The sequence below is a fragment of the Amycolatopsis sp. N2S4-7 genome (genome assembly GCF_058119595.1).
This window is the reverse complement of the sequence record NZ_CP172299.1, coordinates 390,783-407,575: the sequence shown is the minus strand read 5'-3', so window position 1 is coordinate 407,575 and position 16,793 is coordinate 390,783. Positions and strand designations below refer to the sequence as shown.

The 16,793-nt window shown below is 74.3% G+C and carries 16 protein-coding genes and 1 pseudogene; 5 read left to right on the top strand and 12 right to left on the bottom strand.

Annotated features, from left to right (window positions below):
- Positions 1 to 43: 43 nt before the first annotated feature.
- From ACH54P_RS01870 to ACH54P_RS01860, 3 genes are all read right to left on the bottom strand, one after another.
- Positions 44 to 229: a hypothetical protein gene (locus ACH54P_RS01870; protein ID WP_489910548.1), complete on the bottom strand. Its 186-nt coding sequence runs from the start codon at positions 227 to 229 to the stop codon at positions 44 to 46.
- Positions 229 to 417, bottom strand: a complete 189-nt coding sequence (locus tag ACH54P_RS01865) for a hypothetical protein (RefSeq protein ID WP_489910547.1) — start codon at positions 415 to 417, stop codon at positions 229 to 231. The genes ACH54P_RS01870 and ACH54P_RS01865 overlap by 1 nt, the downstream gene beginning before the upstream one ends.
- A gap of 102 nt (positions 418 to 519) precedes the next feature.
- On the bottom strand, positions 520 to 2,097 hold the full coding sequence (locus ACH54P_RS01860; protein ID WP_489910546.1) for a glycoside hydrolase family 13 protein: 1,578 nt from the start codon (positions 2,095 to 2,097) through the stop codon (positions 520 to 522).
- Positions 2,098 to 2,123: 26 nt separating this feature from the next.
- On the opposite strand from ACH54P_RS01860, the gene ACH54P_RS01855 reads away from it, so the two are divergent.
- The gene (locus ACH54P_RS01855; protein WP_489910545.1) at positions 2,124 to 2,933 is read left to right on the top strand and encodes a class I SAM-dependent methyltransferase; all 810 of its coding nucleotides are present in this window, start codon (positions 2,124 to 2,126) and stop codon (positions 2,931 to 2,933) included.
- A 9-nt stretch (positions 2,934 to 2,942) separates the two neighbouring features.
- Here ACH54P_RS01855 and ACH54P_RS01850 read toward each other — a convergent pair whose 3' ends face one another.
- Genes ACH54P_RS01850 through ACH54P_RS01830 form a run of 5 tightly spaced genes read right to left on the bottom strand, consistent with a single transcriptional unit; the run spans position 2,943 to position 8,690 of the window.
- The gene (locus tag ACH54P_RS01850; RefSeq protein ID WP_489910544.1) at positions 2,943 to 3,314 is read right to left on the bottom strand and encodes a hypothetical protein; all 372 of its coding nucleotides are present in this window, start codon (positions 3,312 to 3,314) and stop codon (positions 2,943 to 2,945) included.
- Positions 3,315 to 3,322: 8 nt separating this feature from the next.
- Positions 3,323 to 6,472 (bottom strand): WXG100 family type VII secretion target, encoded by a 3,150-nt coding sequence (locus tag ACH54P_RS01845; protein ID WP_489910543.1) that lies wholly within the window; start codon positions 6,470 to 6,472, stop codon positions 3,323 to 3,325.
- The gene (locus ACH54P_RS01840) at positions 6,472 to 6,789 is read right to left on the bottom strand and encodes a hypothetical protein (RefSeq protein ID WP_489910542.1); all 318 of its coding nucleotides are present in this window, start codon (positions 6,787 to 6,789) and stop codon (positions 6,472 to 6,474) included. The genes ACH54P_RS01845 and ACH54P_RS01840 overlap by 1 nt, the downstream gene beginning before the upstream one ends.
- A gap of 1 nt (position 6,790) precedes the next feature.
- Positions 6,791 to 7,048, bottom strand: coding sequence for an acyl carrier protein (locus tag ACH54P_RS01835; protein ID WP_489910541.1), 258 nt, complete (start codon positions 7,046 to 7,048; stop codon positions 6,791 to 6,793).
- Positions 7,041 to 8,690, bottom strand: a complete 1,650-nt coding sequence (locus ACH54P_RS01830) for a fatty acyl-AMP ligase (RefSeq protein WP_489910540.1) — start codon at positions 8,688 to 8,690, stop codon at positions 7,041 to 7,043. Before ACH54P_RS01830 ends, ACH54P_RS01835 begins: the two co-directional genes overlap by 8 nt.
- Before the next feature lie 66 nt (positions 8,691 to 8,756).
- On the opposite strand from ACH54P_RS01830, the gene ACH54P_RS01825 reads away from it, so the two are divergent.
- A complete protein-coding gene (locus ACH54P_RS01825; protein WP_489910539.1) occupies positions 8,757 to 9,242 on the top strand; it encodes a DUF2087 domain-containing protein in 486 nt (161 codons plus the stop codon).
- Here the strand turns inward: ACH54P_RS01825 and ACH54P_RS01820 are convergent.
- Both ACH54P_RS01820 and ACH54P_RS01815 read right to left on the bottom strand, forming a co-directional pair.
- Positions 9,239 to 10,186, bottom strand: a pseudogene (locus ACH54P_RS01820) (sigma-70 family RNA polymerase sigma factor); the annotation flags it as partial. The gene ACH54P_RS01825 and the pseudogene ACH54P_RS01820 sit on opposite strands and share 4 nt — an antisense overlap.
- A gap of 63 nt (positions 10,187 to 10,249) precedes the next feature.
- Positions 10,250 to 10,768, bottom strand: a complete 519-nt coding sequence (locus ACH54P_RS01815; RefSeq protein WP_489910538.1) for a bifunctional nuclease family protein — start codon at positions 10,766 to 10,768, stop codon at positions 10,250 to 10,252.
- A 158-nt stretch (positions 10,769 to 10,926) separates the two neighbouring features.
- Between ACH54P_RS01815 and ACH54P_RS01810 the strand changes: the two genes are divergently transcribed.
- Together ACH54P_RS01810 and ACH54P_RS01805 are read left to right on the top strand one after the other, a co-directional pair.
- Complete coding sequence (locus tag ACH54P_RS01810; protein ID WP_489910537.1) at positions 10,927 to 11,403, top strand: SRPBCC family protein; 477 nt, start codon at positions 10,927 to 10,929, stop codon at positions 11,401 to 11,403.
- 81 nt (positions 11,404 to 11,484) lie between these two features.
- On the top strand, positions 11,485 to 12,918 hold the full coding sequence (locus tag ACH54P_RS01805; RefSeq protein WP_489910536.1) for an MFS transporter: 1,434 nt from the start codon (positions 11,485 to 11,487) through the stop codon (positions 12,916 to 12,918).
- On the opposite strand, the gene pdxR is transcribed toward ACH54P_RS01805, so the two are convergent.
- A complete protein-coding gene (pdxR, locus tag ACH54P_RS01800; protein WP_489910535.1) occupies positions 12,846 to 14,261 on the bottom strand; it encodes a MocR-like pyridoxine biosynthesis transcription factor PdxR in 1,416 nt (471 codons plus the stop codon). The two genes, ACH54P_RS01805 and pdxR, sit on opposite strands and share 73 nt — an antisense overlap.
- An 81-nt stretch (positions 14,262 to 14,342) precedes the next feature.
- On the opposite strand from pdxR, the gene ACH54P_RS01795 reads away from it, so the two are divergent.
- Entirely contained in the window at positions 14,343 to 15,560 is a 1,218-nt protein-coding gene (locus tag ACH54P_RS01795) for an MFS transporter (protein WP_489910534.1), read from the top strand.
- Between the two features lie 400 nt (positions 15,561 to 15,960).
- On the opposite strand, the gene ACH54P_RS01790 is transcribed toward ACH54P_RS01795, so the two are convergent.
- The gene (locus tag ACH54P_RS01790) at positions 15,961 to 16,791 is read right to left on the bottom strand and encodes a hypothetical protein (protein WP_489910533.1); all 831 of its coding nucleotides are present in this window, start codon (positions 16,789 to 16,791) and stop codon (positions 15,961 to 15,963) included.
- Positions 16,792 to 16,793 lie beyond the last annotated feature (2 nt).

The window sequence follows — 16,793 nt, the reverse complement described above, 5'->3', positions numbered from 1 at the left end:
CTCGCTCGATGGTCGCTCGGAGGCTTTCCCCGTCGCGGGCGGGTTACTCGTCCCGGTTCGCCACTGTGAGCCACAGCGCGCCCGCGGCGGTCAGCGCGATCCCCGCCACCGTCCACCACGACCACCACGAGAAGAACGCGACGACCAGCCCCACGGCGAGCAGCACGCCCCCGCCCACCGAGGCGGTGTCGTCGTTCCCGGCCCGCGAAAACCCGCCGGTGACGGCCATCAGCCCACCCGCCCGTCGACCGCGGCCACGACCAGCGCCGCGCACCGCCCCACCGCCAGCCCTCTTTCCCGCGCCATCGAAACCAGGGCGGCGTGCGCGGCCGGGCCGCTCAAGCCTTGGGCCGCAAGGACTTCCAGCGCCAGGCCGACGACGTCGGTGGCGGGCGGGGTGGCGGTTCGGACGGGCATCGGACGACCTCCGGTTCATTCGGCGGCGAAACGAACGCGACCGGATACCCCGTCGCCGCGGCTTTCACACCGCTCCACCGAACCTTTCCGGGCGGTGCCCGCTCAACTCCCGTCGAGCCATACCGCCGAGTCCGGCAGCACCCGGTTACCGTCCGGCGGCGCGCTCGCCAGCAGCACCCGGGCACCGTCCGGCAGCGCGGACGGCTCGGCGGACAGGTTCACCACGCAGCCGAAACCCGGCTCCCGCGCGAAGGACAGCACTCCCTCCGGCGCGGGCAGCCACGTCATCGTCCCGTCTCCCAGCGCGGGGTGCGCCCGCCGCGCGGCGAGGGCGGCGCGGTAGAGGCGGAGCATCGAGCCCGGGTCCGCCGCCTGCGCCCGCGCGGTCATCGTCTGCCACCGGGCGGGCTGCGGCAGCCACGGCGGCACACCGTCGGGGGTGAACCCGAACGGCGGTGCCGTCCCCGACCACGGCAGCGGGACCCGGCAGCCGTCGCGGCCGCGACGGGTGCGGCCGGAGCGTTCCCACGTCGGATCGGCGAGGACGGCCTCGGGCAGGTCCTCGACCTCCTCCAGGCCCAGTTCCTCGCCCTGGTACAGGTAGGCGCCGCCGGGCAGGGCGAGCATCAGCAGCAGCGCGGCCCGCGCCCGCCGGCGGCCCAGCGCGAGATCACCGGAGTCGGCGAACCGCGTCACGTGCCGGACGACGTCGTGGTTGGACAGCACCCAGGTCGCGGGCGCGCCGACCGCCTGCAGGGCCTCGAGGGTCCGGTCGATCACCTCGCGCAGCGCGCCGGCGTCCCAGGCGCAGCGCAGGAAGTCGAAGTTGAACGCGGTGTGCAGCTCGTCCGGGCGGACGTACCGCGCGAGGCGGTCGGGCCGGTCGACCCACGCCTCGGCGACGAACACCCGGTCCGGGCCGAACTCGCCGGCGATCTTCCGCCACGTGCGGTAGATGTCGTGCACGCCGTCGAGGTCCCAGTGCGGGTGCCGGCTGCGGTCCGGAGGCCGCGCGATCTCTTCGTCGTCGGCGCCGAGGTCGGGGAACGCCGGGTCCTTGAGCAGGCCGTGGGCGACGTCGATGCGGACGCCGTCGACGCCGCGGGAGAACCAGAACCGCAGCAGGTCCTCGAAGTCGGCGCGGACTTCGGCGTGGTCCCAGTTGAGGTCGGGTTGTTCGGGGGCGAACAGGTGCAGGTACCACTCGCCGTCGGGGACCCGGGTCCAGGCCGGTCCGCCGAAGACGCTGCGCCAGTCCGTCGGCGGCAGCTCGCCGTTCGCCCCGCGGCCGGGCCGGAAGTGGTAGCGCGCGCGTTCGGGCGAGCCGGGCCCGGCGGCCAGCGCGGCCCGGAACCACCGGTGGGCGTCGGAGGTGTGGTTCGGCACGACGTCGATCAGCACCCGCAGCCCGAGCCGGTGCGCCTCGGTGACCAGTGCGAGCGCGTCCGGGTCGGTGCCGAACAGGGGATCGACGGACCGGTGGTCTTCGACGTCGTAGCCGCCGTCGACCATCGGCGAGCGGTACCACGGCGTGGTCCACACGGCGTCGACGCCCAGCTCGGCCAGGTGGCCGAGACGGGCGCGCAGGCCGGCGAGGTCCCCGGTGCCGTTGCCGTCCGCGTCGGCGAAGCTGCGTACGTAGACTTCGTAGACCACGGCGTCGCGCCACCAGTTGTCCATGACACCCGAGTATCTACGCTGGGGTCGTGACCGACGCGCCCAACGGAGATCCGTCCCTCTATTCGGGCAGCGCCGCGTACTACGCGCGGGGCCGCGTCGCCTACCCGGAGGCGCTCGCCACGGCCTTCGCCGCCGAGGCGGGGCTCGACGGGTCGGGGCGCCTGCTCGACGTCGGCTGCGGGCCCGGTTCCCTGACGCTGCTCCTGGCGGGGTGGTTCGAGGAGGCGGTGGGGCTCGACGCCGACGCGGACATGCTCGCCGAAGCGGGCCGGCTCGCTGCGGAGGCGGGGATCCGGAACTGCCGGTGGGTGCACCGGCGCGCCGAGGAGCTGCCGGCCGGGCTGGGCCGGTTCCGGCTGGTGACCTTCGCCCAGTCCTTCCACTGGCTGGACCGGCCGCGGGTCGCCGCGGCGGTGCGCGCCATGCTGGAGCCCGGCGGTTTCTGCGCCCACGTGCACGCGACGACGCACCAGGGCGTCGAGGACTCCACCCCGCACGCGGCGATCGAGGACCTGGTGCGGAAGTACCTCGGCCCGGTGCGGCGGGCGGGCCGCGGCCACCTCCCGCACGGCACGCCGGGCGGGGAATCGGAGATCTACCGGGCCGCGGGGTTCGGCGGGCCGCTGCGGTTTTCGGTCCCGGGCCGGGTGGTCCCGCGCACGGCGGACGACGTCGTCGCGAAGGTGTTCTCGCTGTCCAGCTCGACGCCGCACCTGTTCGGGGAGCGCCGTGCGGAGTTCGAGGCCGAGCTGCGGGAGCTGCTGCACCGCGCGAGCCCGGCCGGGACGTTCAGCGAGCGCCTGCGTGACATCGCGGTCGACCTCTGGCGGCCGTGACCCGCAGCCTCACCAGGGGTTGTTGTCGAAGGCGTCGTCCTCTTCTCCCGCGCGGTGGCGGCGGGCGCGGCGCGGGGCCTCGTCACGGGCGGACGGGCGGGTCGCGAAGGGGGCCGCGGGTTCGTCGCCGAAGGGGTTCGTGTCGAAGGCCGAGGCGGGCTCGGTGCTCGAGCGGTCCGTGCTCCAGCCGGCCTTCGTCTTGCGCTGGCCGAGCTCGCGGCGGTGCTGGACGTACCGCTCGGCCGCCTGCACCTGCTTGGTCATGTACTCGTGGGAGCGGGCCTTGATCTCCTCGCCGCGCTGCTCGCGCAGGGCGCGGCGCTCGGCCTGCTCCCGGACGAGACCGTCCAGCTCGGCCTTCATCCCGGCGATGTCGCTCATGCGTCCTCCTACCAGGTCCGGGCGGACGGCGGCTCTTCGCCGTCGATCAGGGAACCGGTGATCCGGCTGGCGGGCTCACCGAGGTTGTCGAAGACGGCGCCCTCGACGCGGTAGGCGCGGGACCGTTCGGTGTCTCCCCCGCCGCCGCCGTGCGCGCCGCCGCCCATGGCGCCCATGCCCGGCATCCCGGACATCGACTGGCCCGCCGGGCCGCTCGCCCCCGCGGCCGCGAAGGCCGCCGGCTGCGGCTGGGCGGCTCCGGCGCCGGTGTGCGCACCGCCGGACATCGGGGTTTCGCCGAGCCCGGCCGGGTTTCCGGCGCCGCCCGGGCCGAAACCGGCGGCTGAGGGGACGGACCCGCCGCCGTGGTGCGCGGCGAGCCCCTCGCCGCCGCCGCTGCCGCCGTGGGGAGCGCCGCCATCGTGGGATGCGCCACCGTGGGAGGGGCCGTCACCACCGCCGCTGTGCGATGCGCCGTCACCGCCGTGGGAAGCGCCATCACCACCGCCGCCGTGCGAAGGGCCGTCGGTTCCGCCGCTGTGCGGGGCGAGGTCCTCGAGGGTGCCGCGGTGGGTCGGCAGGTCGTCGTCGAGTCCGGTTTTGCCGGGGGTGTCGCCGAGGGACGGCTTGTCGTCCTCGCCGAGGGTGTAGGTCGTCGGGGTGCCGGTGCCGTCGTCGACGGTGACCACGGTCGCGCCGTCCGGGCCGTCGGGCCGCTCGGCGGTGATCTTGAGGTCGCCGTCCTCGATGTGGATCTTGCCGTCCGGTCCCGGGCAGTGGACGTCGTCCGTCCCTTGTGGACCTTCGTCGGTCCAGTCGAGCTTGAAGTCCTTCAGCGGGCCGGAACCGTCGCCGACCTTGATGTCCATCTTGCCGTCGTGGTCCGGTTCGGACATCTCGAAGGTCTTGTCGCCCTGCTTGACCTTCAGCGTGTCGGGCTGGTCGCCGTCTTCGCCATTTTCGCCGGCCGGGTCACCGTCCATGGCGCCCAACGCGTCCGAGGCCTGCTTCTTCGCCTCTTCGGCGGCGGCCTCCGCGGCTTCCTTGCCGTCCGGGGCATCCGTCCCGTCGCCCGGCTCGGTCTTGATCGGGTCGCCGTCGAACGAATTCAGCGCCTCCGAAGCCTGCTTCTTCGCCGCCTCCGCAGCGGCCTCCGCGGCTTCCTGACCACCGCCCGGCGAACCCGAACCGCCGCCCAATCCGGCACCGGCGCCCGACTCCGCGGCCGCTGCCTCTCCGCCGCCCGTCGAACCGGGCGTGTCGCCGAGCCCGCCGCCGGGTTCCGTCTTGATCGGGTCGCCGCTGAACGATCCGAGGGCGTCCGAGGCCTGCTTCTTCGCCGCCTCCGCGGCCGCGGCCGCCGCCTCCTGGCCGCCCGGCGAACCCGCGCCGCCCAGACCCGCGCCGGCGCCCGGCTCCGTCTTGATCGGGTCCCCGTCGAAGGAACCCAACGCCTCCGACGCCTGCTTCTTCGCGGCCTCCGCGGCCTCGACGGCCTGCTGCTTCGCCGCTTCCTGCGCGGCGGCCGCGTCGTCCTGGCCCGACGAGGCGCCGGATCCGCCGCCGGACGAGCCGCCGCCGGACGGGGTGGACACGTCCGGGATCGACGGCACCGGGCCACCGCCGCCGGATCCCGGGCCGCCGCCCGAGCCGGAACCGCTCGCGGAAGGCGTGGTCCCGTCGGGGATCGGGGGAACCGAGCCCGAACCACCGGAACCCGAGCCCCCGCCGGAAGCCCCGGCGCCCGAGCCGCCATCGGGAATGCCCGGGCCCGCCCCGGAACCCGAGCCACCACCGGGAATGCCCGAGCCGGAACCACCCCCGGAGCCACCCGAACCGGACCCGGAACCCGAACCACCGTCGGGAATGCCCGAACCGGAACCCGAACCACCCCCGGAACCACCCGAACCGGACCCCGAGCCACTACCGGAACCACCGGAACCACCGGAACCGGAGCCACCGGGAGCACCCGAGCCCGAGCCGCCGGGCAGGGTCACGCCCTCGAACTCGTTCCGGACCGCGCCCATGACCTTGTCGAGCGCGTCGTACGCCTGGTCGACCAGGTCCTTCGTGTCCTTGCAGGTCTTCACGAACCCCTGGTACAGCCGGTCCCACATGTCGGGGTTGAACTGGTTCTGCACCCACTGCTTCGCGAGGTCCTGGCCGTGGCGGGTGATCTCGTCGTCGTCGCAGCAGCCGTCGTCGTTGAGGGTCTTCACCAGGTTGGTGCCGAAGTTGACGTCCATCCAGCCCGCGATCTGGGCGAGGTCGTCCTTGCTGCCGTGCTCGCCGCTGGCGACCGCGACCACCTTCTGCGCCATCGTGTAGTCGGCGCGGCCCACCAGGTCGGTGTACATGCCGATGATCGCGTCGGCCTTGCCCTTGCACAGCTGGAAAACCGTCGTGGCGGTGGTGAGCGTCGCCTCGCTCGCGGTGCCGAGCGTCTGGGCCAGCTTCGCCGCTTTCGGCTGGATCTTGTCGTTGTACGTGTCCGACGCCGCGTCCGCGCCCGCGCCGCTCCAGCTCTGGTACAGGCTGCCCAGCTGGGAACCGGTGTCCTGCACCGTCCGGTCCACCGTCTCCGAACCGCGCTTGAAGTGCGCCGCGTCGGCGACGAAGTCCGCGAAGCTGATCCCGCGCTGCTCGTCGAACGGCGTCCGGATGTCCTTGTCGAGGTCGAGGGCCCGGGTGTTGCCGCGGCAGTCGGCGGGGAGCTTCGCCAGCAGCGACCCGAACGTTTCGAACAGCTTCAGCGCGGGCGCGGCGGCGTCGAAGATCTCGTCGGACGTCTTCGTGCCGGTCGCGCTCCCGCTGTCGCCGGACGCGGGCGGCTGGGTGCCGTCGAGCTTGCTCTTGCCCTCGTCGACGGCCTTCTTTTCCTGGTCCTCGTTGTAGGAGTTCTGGTCGCCGGTCGACTTGGCCTTGTCGTAGGCGTCGTCGACCGACTGCCCGGCGAACAGCGGGTTCGCGTTGTAGGCGTGCGCGTACTTGTCGGCTTCCTGCCGCTTCTGCTTGATGTCGTCGGGTTCCTGGTCGGCCAGGAACGGCGGCGGTGGCGGGTTCTCGCGCAGCCAGCTGCTGATCAGCGTGCTCTTCTGCGCCGCCGGGATGCCGGGGTCGTCCAGCAGCGCCTTGACCTCGCTCCACTTCTTCGCCATCAGAGCGATCCCCCGGCGTTGGTGATGGCGCCCGCCTGGTCGTCCTCGTTGGCGCTGTAGCTCGACCCCGCCGTGCCCAGGTTCGCGCCGAACGAGCCCAGCGTGCTGCTGTACCCGGAGACCGCCGCCCACAGCGCCTTCGCGCCCGCGGTGTACTTTTCCGCGTGGGTGCCGTGCGCCCGGCCGAACTTCTCCGCGGTCACCTGCGTGTTCTGCAGGTCCGGGTTGTCGTCGAGCAGGTGCTCCGCCAGGTCACCGATGGTCTTGGACGCCGTCGACAACGCTTCCGTCGTCGCGGTGTACCCCCCGCCGCTCATTTCAGCGCCTCTCCTCAGCTCCGCCAGTTCCCATGGCCTCCGCGAGCACGTCGGCCACGGACCCCACATCGGTGAACCGCTCGAGCTGGTCCAGCTCGAGCGTCACCCCGTAGTAGATCTCCAGTGCCGCCAGGAGGCGGATCCGGCCCTTCGAGTCGATGCCCAGCTCCTCTAGGGTGGCGTCGGGCTCGACGAGTCCCGGGTCGAGCCGGAAGGTGTCGCTGACGACCTTCGTGACCTCGGCGCGGTGATCACCCACGGGCGCCACCATAACGTGCCTTCGCGGCCGACCGGGCGACCTTGCCGCTGGAGGTGCGCGGAAGGCCACCGGAAGGGACCAGATGTACCGCACGGAGCGTGAGGTCGTGCTCCCGCGACACCGCGCGCAGCACCGCTCTGGTCACTTCCTTGACGTCGGCCTCGGCGCCGCGCACCCACTCGGCCACCACTACCGCGCCTTCCCCGCGTTCGTCGGAGACGCCGAACGCGGCGACGCGGTCGCGGCGGACCGCGGGGTGGGCCTCCCCCGCCGCGGCCTCGATGTCCTGCGGGTGGAAGTTGCGGCCGTCGATGACGACGAGGTCCTTCAGCCGTCCGGTGACGTAGAGGTCGCCGCGGTGCACGACGCCGAGGTCGCCGGTCCGCAGCCAGCCGCCCAGGCCGTCGAGCGTGGCGCCGAACGCGGCGGCGTCGCCGCGGCCCCAGTAGCCGGTGGCGACGTTCGGGCCGCGCACCCAGATCTCGCCGACGACGCCGTCGGGGCGCACCTGCCCGTCGCCGACGATCCGGACCAGCTGCCCGACGGGACGGCCCACCGACACGAGTTCCTGCCCGTCCGGCGTTTCGGCCGCCCGGCCCTGCGCGAGGGCCTCGCGGTCGAACACCGCGCCGCGCGGCCCTTCCGGCCCCGCGCTCGCGACGTACACGGTGGCTTCGGCGAGCCCGTACGACGGCCGGTGGGCTTCACGCCGGAACCCGTACGGCCCGAAGACCTCCTGGAAGCGCTCGACCGTCCGCGGCCGGACGGGCTCACTGCCGTTGAGCGCGACCCGCACGTCCGAGAGGTCCAGGTCGTCGTCGGCGCCGGCGTCGGCGGCCAGGTCGTAGGCGAAGTTCGGGGCGGCGGTGAAGACCGCCGGGTGGTCCGCCAGCTGCCGCAGCCACCGCCGCGGCCGGTGCACGAACTCGGCCGGGGCCATGAACACCGACCGCGCGCCGGCGAAGACCGGCAGGCACAGCAGCTGGATCAGGCCCATGTCGTGGAAGAACGGGATCCAGCCGGCGCAGGTGGTGCCCTCGTCGACGGCGTAGGCCCGGCTCCCCTGCCAGCAGGCGGCCGTGATCGCCCGGTGCGGGATCACCGCGCCGGCGGGCTCGCGCGTCGATCCCGACGTGTACTGCAGGTACGCGGGGCTCTCGGGGTCCACCGGCACCGGATCGGTCCCGGGCCCGGTCAGTTCGTCGACGACGACGAGCTGTTCCCCGTTCCCGTTCTCGCGCACCTTCGCCTCCGCGGCCGCGGAGGTCAGCCACACCCGCGCGCCGGAATCGGCCAGCACCCCGGCGAGCCGGTCGGCCTGCGCGCGGGTGGACGGCGCCATCAGCGGCACGGCGACCAGCCCGGCGGCGAGCGCGCCGAAGAACGCCAGCGGGTACGCCGTTTCCTGACCGGCGAGCACGGCGACGCGCTCGCCCGGTGCCACGACCCGCCGCAGCTCCCCCGCGACGACGCGGACGCGGGCGGCGAACTCGGCCCACGTCACCGTGTGCTCGGTGCCGCGGGTGTGGTCCTGGTGGGTGAACAGCGGGCGGTCGTCGCCGGCGCGGGCGAAGAGCCGGTCCACGATCGAGGCGCGCAGCACCTCCTCGGGCACGGTCACCGGCTCGGTCGGACGGGGCACGCTGCGCAACCTACTGGACGGCCGAAATCCCGTTCGCCGTCGGGGCGGCCGCGGTACGGTCCGGGCATGGCCTCACCGGAAGCACTGGTCTCCGCGCTCGCGGACGCCGGACGGCTGCACCTGTTCGCCCGGATCTGCACGGCGGCCGACGGACTCCCGGTCGCCGAAGACCGGCAGGAGGCGAAACTCGCCCGGCGCCTGCTCTCGGCGGGCCTGGTCACGCTCGCCGGGAACCGCTACCGCGCCGTCCCCGAGGTGTTTCGCGAAGCGCTCGCCAAAGCCCCCGCCGATCCCCTGGAGGCCCTGTTCAGCCGCGGCCGGCTCGTCGCGATCCCGCATTCGGGTCCGAGGCGGCGCGCGCTGCTCGGGTACCTCGCCGAGCGGTTCGAGCCCGGCCGCCTCTACACCGAGCAGGACGTCCGGGAAAAGCTGTCGATGGTCCACGACGACCACGCGACGCTGCGCCGGTACCTCGTGGACGACGGCCTGCTGCAGCGCAGCAACGACGGCGGCACCTACGGCCGTCCCGCGGAGGCCCGGGCCGCGGGCTAGGCCACCGCCGGGAGATCGAACAGCGCCAGCACGGCGGGATCGGCGAACACGACGTTGTGCGCGATCCGCCCGCCGGTCACGGTGAACACCTGCAGGGTGTGCAGGCGGTGGACGCCGGTGTCGTCGCGGCAGTACGCCACCAGCGCGGGCTGGCCGTTGGCGGCCGTGCGCCTCATCCGCCAGTCCGGGCCCCGCATCGCGAAGAGGCGCTCCAGGAAGCGGCCGTAGTCGTCGCGGCCGCGGAACCAGAGCGGCACCGGCGGCATCTCCATCACGGCGTCTTCCGTCAGCAGCCCGACCAGGCCCGCGACGTCGGCGCGTTCGAACGCCTCGACGTAGCGGTCGAGGACCGCTTCCACGGCGGCGTCGTCCGGTTCGCCGACGTCGTCCGCCGACAGGCCGCCGAGCCCGGCGCGGGCGCGTTGCAGGGCGCTGTTGACCGCCGCGGGCGTCGTGTCCAGGAAGCCGGCCACCTCGGCCGCGCTGAACTCCAGGACCTCGCGCAGGATCAGCACCGCGCGCTGCTTCGGCGGCAGCGTCTGCATCGCCGCCAGCAACGCCAGCCGGAGCGTGCCCCGCCGCGCCAGGCGGTGGCCGGGGTTGTCGAGGCGGGCGTCCGGAAACGGGTGCAGCCACGGGATTTCGAAGGACGGCGTCAGCGGCGCACCCGGGTCGTCAGGGCCGCCGAGCCCGGACGGCAGCGGCCGCCGCGCCCGCCCTTCCAGCGCCGTGAGGCAGGCGTTGGTGGCGATCTTGTACAGCCAGGTGCGCACCGACGCGCGGGCCGGGTCGTAGCCCGCCCACGCCTTCCAGGCGCGGACCAGGGTCTCCTGCACCAGGTCCTCGGCCTCGTGCACCGAACCGAGCATGCGGTAGCAGTGCACCAGCAGCTCGCGCCGGTGCGGCTCGGTGCGCGTGGCGAAGTCCTGCATCGTTCTCCCGTCCGGCCGGCGTCGGGGGGTGTACCGGCGCCGCGGCCGGGATCCATCGCCTCCGGGAGAAGATTCTCACCCCAGGTCGTCGAAGTCCTCCGGCCGCAGGCCGTCGAGCTCGGCGCGGAACCGGGCGACCTCGGCCTCGGTGTCCAGCACGTCGGCGGCCGGGCCTTCGGCCTCCTGCTCGACCTCGAGCTGCACGGACGCGACGTCGAGCACCTCTTCGGCGACGCGGATCGGCGCGCCCTGGCGCAGGCCGAGCGCGACCGCGTCGCTCGGGCGGGCCGAGACGCGGGTGCCGGAGGCGAGCACGAGGTCGGCGTAGAAGATCCCGTCGCGCACCTCGGTCAGCTCGACCGCGGCGACGCCCTGGCCGAACGCCGCGAGCACGTCGCCGAGCAGCTCGATCGTGCCGGGGCGCGGCTGCGCGATCTGCTCCCGCGCCCGCACGAGGGCCTCGGCCTCGCCGTACCCGATCATGATCGCCAGCCAGCGGCGAGCCCCCTCCGGCTCGCGCAGCAGCATCAACGGCGCCTCACCAGGCACCGGGACGGCCATCCCCACGACCTCGATCGGGATCACGCTGACCACCGCACCCTCCGTGTCGAGACTCCTCCGCGCGCGAGGTACCCAGAATGGCCCGCGCACAACCCGGTTCCGCGGGCGGGTTTTTCAGCCGGGCTCTCCTCGGCTGCGCACCACGCCGGGATCCCTTGCCCCCCAGGGCGTACCGCTGTCACCGTCGGGACGTGGAACCGACGATTTCCCGCAGCACCGATGTCCCCGCCGACCCGGCCACGGTCTGGTCGTGGATCACCGACCTGCCGCGGATGGGCGAGCTGAGCCCGGAGAACGTCGGCGGCCGCTGGGTGGACGGCACCGGCCCCGCGCTCGGCGCGCGGTTCCGCGGCCGCAACCGCAACGGCGAGCTGCGGTGGTGGACGCGGGTGCGGGTGGTGGCGTTCGAACCGGGCCGCCGGTTCGCCTTCGACGTGCGGACGCCGTTCGGCTCGCGGGTTTCGCGGTGGGAGTACGTGCTGGCGCCGAGCGCGGCCGGCTGCGTGGTCACCGAGAACTGGTACCGGATCGGCAGCTGGGTGGTGCGGAAGTTCATGGGCCCGCGCGTGACCGGCCGCGCGGACCGGCCCGGCTACAACGTCCGGTCGATCGAACATACCCTCGCGGCGCTGAAGGCGCGGGCCGAGGAGCGCGCGGCCGCGGCGTGAGCTAAATCGCTTCGAACTGGTCAGTCTCTTGTTGAGACCCACTGTTTCCAGCTAGGTTGCTTTTTCGAACCTAGGAGGAACATGACCGCCACCGCGCCGAAGCCCGGCCTCGTGCTGCTGGTCGTCTCGACGGCGGCGTTCCTCGCCAGCCTCGACACGTTCATCGTCACCATCGCCTTCCCCGGCATCCGGGCCGCCTTCCCCGGCGACGACCTCGCGACGCTGTCGTGGGTGCTCAACGGCTACACGGTGCTGTTCGCCGCCTGCCTCGCCCCGGCCGGGCGGCTGGCCGACCGGTACGGCCGGAAGCGGCTGTTCCTCATCGGCGTCGCGGTGTTCACCCTCGCCTCGGCCGCGTGCGCGGCCGCGCCGTCCATCCCGGCGCTGATCGCGTTCCGCGCGGTGCAGGCGATCGGCGCGGCGCTGGTCATGCCGACGTCGCTGGCGCTGCTGCTGACGGCGTTCCCGCCGCACCGGCGCCCGTTCGCCGTCGGCGTCTGGGCGTCGGTCGGCGCGGCGGCCGCGGCGCTCGGCCCGCCGGTCGGCGGCCTGCTCGTCGAGGCCTCCTGGCGCTGGGTGTTCCTGGTCAACCTGCCGATCTGCGCGGCGACGCTGCTCGCCGGGCCGCGGGTGCTGCGCGAGTCGCGCGACACCACCACGGGCGTCCCGGACGTGCTCGGCGCGGCCGGGCTCCTGGTGGGCGTCGGGTCGCTGGCGTACGCGCTGGTCGAGGCGTCCGGCCACGGCTGGGGCGCGGCCGAGGTCGTGCCGGCGTTCGCGGTGGCCGTCGTGGCGCTGGCCTGGGTGCCGCTGCGCTCGGCGCGGCACGCGGTGCCGGTGCTGGACCTGCCGGCGCTGCGCGTCCCGACGTTGTGGCTGGCCTGCCTGACCACGGGCGTGTTCGCCGCCGGGTTCGCCGCGATGCTCTTCGGCAACGTGCTGTTCCTGACGTCGATCTGGCACGACTCGATCCTGGTGGCCGGGCTGTCCCTGGCCCCGGGGCCGCTGATGGTGGTCCCGGTGTCGATCCTCGGCGGCCGGTTCGTGCACCGCTTCGGCCCGGGCCCGGTGGTCGCGCTCGGCGGGGTGTCCTTCGGGGCGGGCGTGCTGGTCTGGTTGCTGCGCATGGGTCCGGCGCCCGACTACCCGGCGTCGATGCTGCCGGGCCAGCTGCTGACGGGCATCGGGGTCGGGCTGATCCTGCCGAGCCTGTCGGGCGTCGTGGGCACGGTCCTCCCGGCGGCCCGCTGGGGCGCGGGTTCGTCGATGGTCAACACGATGCGCCAGATCGGCACGGTCCTCGGCACGGCGGTGCTGGTCGCGGTCTTCGCGGGAACCCCGGACCTGGCCGACTTCCGGCGGGGCTGGGCGGTGGTGCTGGCGACGGCGGTGGCGACCTCCGCCGGCGGCCTCCTGATCGCGGCGCGGCGCCGCACGGACCACTACGTGGAGCCCCAGGCCTCGTCCAGCGCCGCGAGCCCGGCGTCGATGCTCGTCAACGGGATCGAGCCGTAACCGAGGACCAGGCCCGGCCTTGGGGATCCGCCGCACAGGTCGGCCAGCGTCTGGACCGCCGCGCCGGCCGCGGCTGCCCGGGCCGCGACGGCTTCGAGGTCCGGGCCCTCCTCCGCCAGCGCGCACAGGTGCAGGCCGGCCGCCGAGGGCACCTGGTCCAGACGGCCGGCGAAAACCCTTTCCAGGGTCGCCGTGATGCGCTCGTGGCGTTCCGCGTACACCTTCGTCGCGCGGCGGATGTGGCGGGCGAACAGGCCTTCGTCGACGAACCGGGCCAGCGCCGCCTGGGCCGGCAGGTCGCCGTGCCAGTCCGACAGCTGCCGCGCGTGGCGCAAGGCGTCCCGCAGTGACGCCGGGGCGATCAGGAACCCCAGGCGCAGCATGGGAAGCAGCGTCTTCGAGAACGACCCGACGTACGCCACCCGCCCGCCGCGGTCCAGGCTCTGCAACGGCTCCAGCGGACGGTCGGAGAACCGGAACTCGCTGTCGTAGTCGTCTTCGACAACCACGGCGTCCGCGCGCGACGCCCACGCCAGCAGCGCGGTGCGCCGCGCCAGGGACATCGGCGTGCCGAGCGGGAACTGGTGGGACGGCGTGACGTACACCAGTTTCGTCCGCGGCGGCAGCGCGGCGACGTCGAGACCTTCGCCGTCCACCGGCACTCCGACGACTTCGGCGCCGTGGGACGCGAAGAGCAGCTTCGCCAGCCGGTAGCCGGGTTCTTCGACGGCCACCCGGTCGCCCGGCTCGAGCAGGACGCGGCAGAGCAGGTCGAGCGCCTGCTGCGCCCCCTGCGTGACGAGCACGTCGCCGGCGTCGGCGCGCACCGAGCGGGAGACGCCGACGTGCCGGGCGATCGCCGCGCGCAGGCCCGCGTGCCCGCCCGGGTCCCCGTAGTGCGTGAACCCCACGGCGTCCCGGAGTTCCCGCGAGAGCAGCCGCCGCCATGTCTCGAGGGGGAACAACCCGGCGTCGGGGATGCCGACGCGGAAGTCGTACACCGGCTCCTCCGCGGGCGCGGCGACGGCCGGCGGCAACGAGCGCCAGATCGCCTTGGGCCGCGGGCCCCGCGCCGAAGGAGCCTTGCGCGGCTTGGGCGCGGGCAACTCGGCGCAGACGTACGTGCCGGCGCCGACGCGCCCGGTGAGGAAGCCGTCGGCGGTGAGCCGGTCGTAGGCCACCGCGACGGTGTTGCGCGAAACGGCCAGGCGCCGCGCCAGCTCCCGCGTCGGCGGCAGCCGCTCCCCCGCCCGGAGCCTGCCGTCCAGCACGGCGTCACGCAGCTGCCGGTAGATCCGGACGCTGAGGTCGCCACGCCCGGCCAGGCTGACGTGGAAGTCCATCCCGTGAGCCTACATTGGCCCAATCCACAGAGTCATAATTGGATCTGGGATCGGGCCAAGTGCCGCCCTAACGTAGCTCGCATGACGGTGACGCTCGAACGCCCGAAGCCCCCGGCGAACCGGCGCCCCGGCCGCCTGCTCGCCGCCGCCCAGCTGACCGGCTCGCTCGGCGACGGCGCGTTCCTGACGTGCTCGGTGCTGTTCTTCACCCGGATCGTCGGGCTGACCCCGGCGCAGGTCGGGCTGGGTCTCACGCTCGGCTGGGCGGTCGGCTCCGTCGCCGGCGTGCCGCTCGGCCACCTCGCCGACCGCCACGGCGCGCGCGGCTCGGCCGTCGTGCTGGCCCTGGCGACGGGCGGGTCGATCCTGGCGTTCCTCTCCGTCCGCTCGCCGTTGCTGTTCGTCCTCGCCGCCTGCCTCTACGGCAGCTGCCAGACCGGGCTCGCCGCCGTCCGCCAGGCACTGCTGGCCGCGCTGGCCGATCCCGGGCGGCGGACGCGCGTCCGGGCGCACCTGCAGTCGGCGGGCAACGCCGGGCTCGCCGTCGGCGCCGGGCTGGGCGGGCTCGCGCTCTCGGCCGACACGGCTTCGGCGTACCTGACGGTCTTCGTGCTCGACGCGGCCGGTTTCGTCGTCACGGCGGCGCTGCTGCACGGTCTCCCGGCGGTCCCGCGGGCGGCGTCCCCGCGCACCGGCGAGCCGAAGCTGGCGGTGCTGCGCGACCGGCCGTACGCGCTGGTGACGCTGCTCAACGCGATCCTGTTGCTGCGCATGCCGCTGCTGAGCGTCGCGATCCCGCTGTGGATCGTCGAACGGACGGCCGCGCCGGGCTGGACGGTGTCCGCCCTGTTCGTGCTCAACACGGTCGTGGTGGTGCTGCTCCAGGTCCGCGTCGCGGGCCGGCTCGCGAGCATCGGCGCGGCGGCGCGGATGGTCCGCCGGTCCGGCGTGCTGCTGCTCGCCTCCTGCGTGGCCTTCGCGTTCGCGGCGTCGGGGACCTCGCCGTGGGTGGCGTTCGGGGTGCTCGTCGCCGGCGCGCTGGTGCAGGTGCTCGGCGAGATGCTGCAGTCGGCGGGATCGTGGGAGATCGGCTTCGCCCTCGCCCCGGCCGACCGGCAGGGGCAGTACCAGGGCTTCTTCGGCACGGGGACCTCGGTGGCGCGCGCGATCGGCCCGGTCCTGCTGAGCACGGTGGTCATCGGCTGGGGCCTGCCGGGCTGGCTCCTCATGGGCGCGCTCTTCGCGGCCGCGGGCTGGGCGATGGGCCCGGCGGTCCGCTGGGCCGCGGCGACGCGCTGAGGGCCTTCGGCGGTCCGCTGGGCCGGGACCGCCCGCGGCGGGCCCGGCTGCGCGCCGGGCCGCGACCGCCCGCTCAGGCCCGGCGGTGCGCCGGGCCACCGCCACCCGCTCAGCGCCCCACGGTGCCCTGCGCCCCGGCTGCCCGCTCAGCGCTCCGCGGCGCGCCGGGCCGCCGCCACCCGCTCAGCGCCCCAGGGTGCGCTGCGCCCCGGCTGCCTCCGCAACGCTCCACAGCGCGCCGGGCCACCGCCACCCGCTCAGCGCCCCACGGTGCGCCGCGCCCCGGCTGCCTCCTCAACGCTCCACGGCGCGCCGGGCCACCGCCACCCGCTCAGCGCCCCAGGGTGCGCTGCGCCCCGGCTGCCCGCTGAGCCCCATGTGGCGCGTTCGAGCCGGGCCGTTACTCGCTGGGCTGCGCCGCCGGGGCCTGGTGCAGCGTGAGGTCCGGTCCCGCGGCCGGGTCGGGGGCCCAGGCTCCGGACTCCGCCGTCCACGTCCGGCCGGCGAAGCTCACCTTGTCCACGCCCAGCGCCTCCGCCCGGCCCACCAGCCAGCTCGCGTACGTCCACCCCTGCGCCGCCGGGTGGGGGCCGCTCAGGCTCGTCGTGCCGAGTTCGCCGGACGCCGTCGTCGCCAGGTCGCCCGGTGCGGCCAGCGTCAGGTTGCGGCAGGTCAACGCGGCCGGGAACTGGCCGTTGAACGCCGCCGCCATGGCGCGGGACTGCGGCTCCCACTGCGCGTACGCGTCCGGGACGCCGGAGCGCTGGATCGCCTGCGCCGCCTCGGTGATCGGCAGGGTGTCCCAGTTCGGCAGCTTCTCCAGCTTCTCGTAGAACGCCGTCGCCGCGTAGACCGGGTCGCGCAGCTGCGCCACCGTCCCCCAGCCCTGGCTGGGCCGCTGCTGGAACAGCCCGACCGAGTCGCGGTCGCCGCCTTCGAGGTTGCGCAGCTTCGACTCCTGCAACGCCGTGGCCAGCGCGACCGTGGCCGCGTGCGGCGGCAGCCCCAGTTTCGTCCCGACGGCCGAGATCGTCGCGGCGTTGTTCATCTGCTCCGGGGTGAACGTGTACGCGGCCGCGTTCTCGCCCGGCAGCGCCACGGTGCAGCCCGGCGTCCGGACCGGGCTGCGCGTCAGCACCACCACCACGACGATCCCCGCCGTCAGCACGACGACCGCCCCCAGGAAGATGGCCACCTTCAGGCCACAACCACGCACCCTGTCTCCCGTCACCC

Coding starts and splice junctions, on each gene's coding strand:
- ACH54P_RS01845 (WP_489910543.1), bottom strand. CDS start 6,472: ATGGCGAAGAAGTGGAGCGAGGTCAAGGCGCTGCTGGACGACCCCGGC.
- ACH54P_RS01840 (WP_489910542.1), bottom strand. CDS start 6,789: ATGAGCGGCGGGGGGTACACCGCGACGACGGAAGCGTTGTCGACGGCG.
- ACH54P_RS01870 (WP_489910548.1), bottom strand. CDS start 229: ATGGCCGTCACCGGCGGGTTTTCGCGGGCCGGGAACGACGACACCGCC.
- pdxR (WP_489910535.1), bottom strand. CDS start 14,261: ATGGACTTCCACGTCAGCCTGGCCGGGCGTGGCGACCTCAGCGTCCGG.
- ACH54P_RS01805 (WP_489910536.1), top strand. CDS start 11,485: ATGACCGCCACCGCGCCGAAGCCCGGCCTCGTGCTGCTGGTCGTCTCG.
- ACH54P_RS01825 (WP_489910539.1), top strand. CDS start 8,757: ATGGCCTCACCGGAAGCACTGGTCTCCGCGCTCGCGGACGCCGGACGG.
- ACH54P_RS01860 (WP_489910546.1), bottom strand. CDS start 2,097: ATGGACAACTGGTGGCGCGACGCCGTGGTCTACGAAGTCTACGTACGC.
- ACH54P_RS01850 (WP_489910544.1), bottom strand. CDS start 3,314: ATGAGCGACATCGCCGGGATGAAGGCCGAGCTGGACGGTCTCGTCCGG.
- ACH54P_RS01865 (WP_489910547.1), bottom strand. CDS start 417: ATGCCCGTCCGAACCGCCACCCCGCCCGCCACCGACGTCGTCGGCCTG.
- ACH54P_RS01795 (WP_489910534.1), top strand. CDS start 14,343: ATGACGGTGACGCTCGAACGCCCGAAGCCCCCGGCGAACCGGCGCCCC.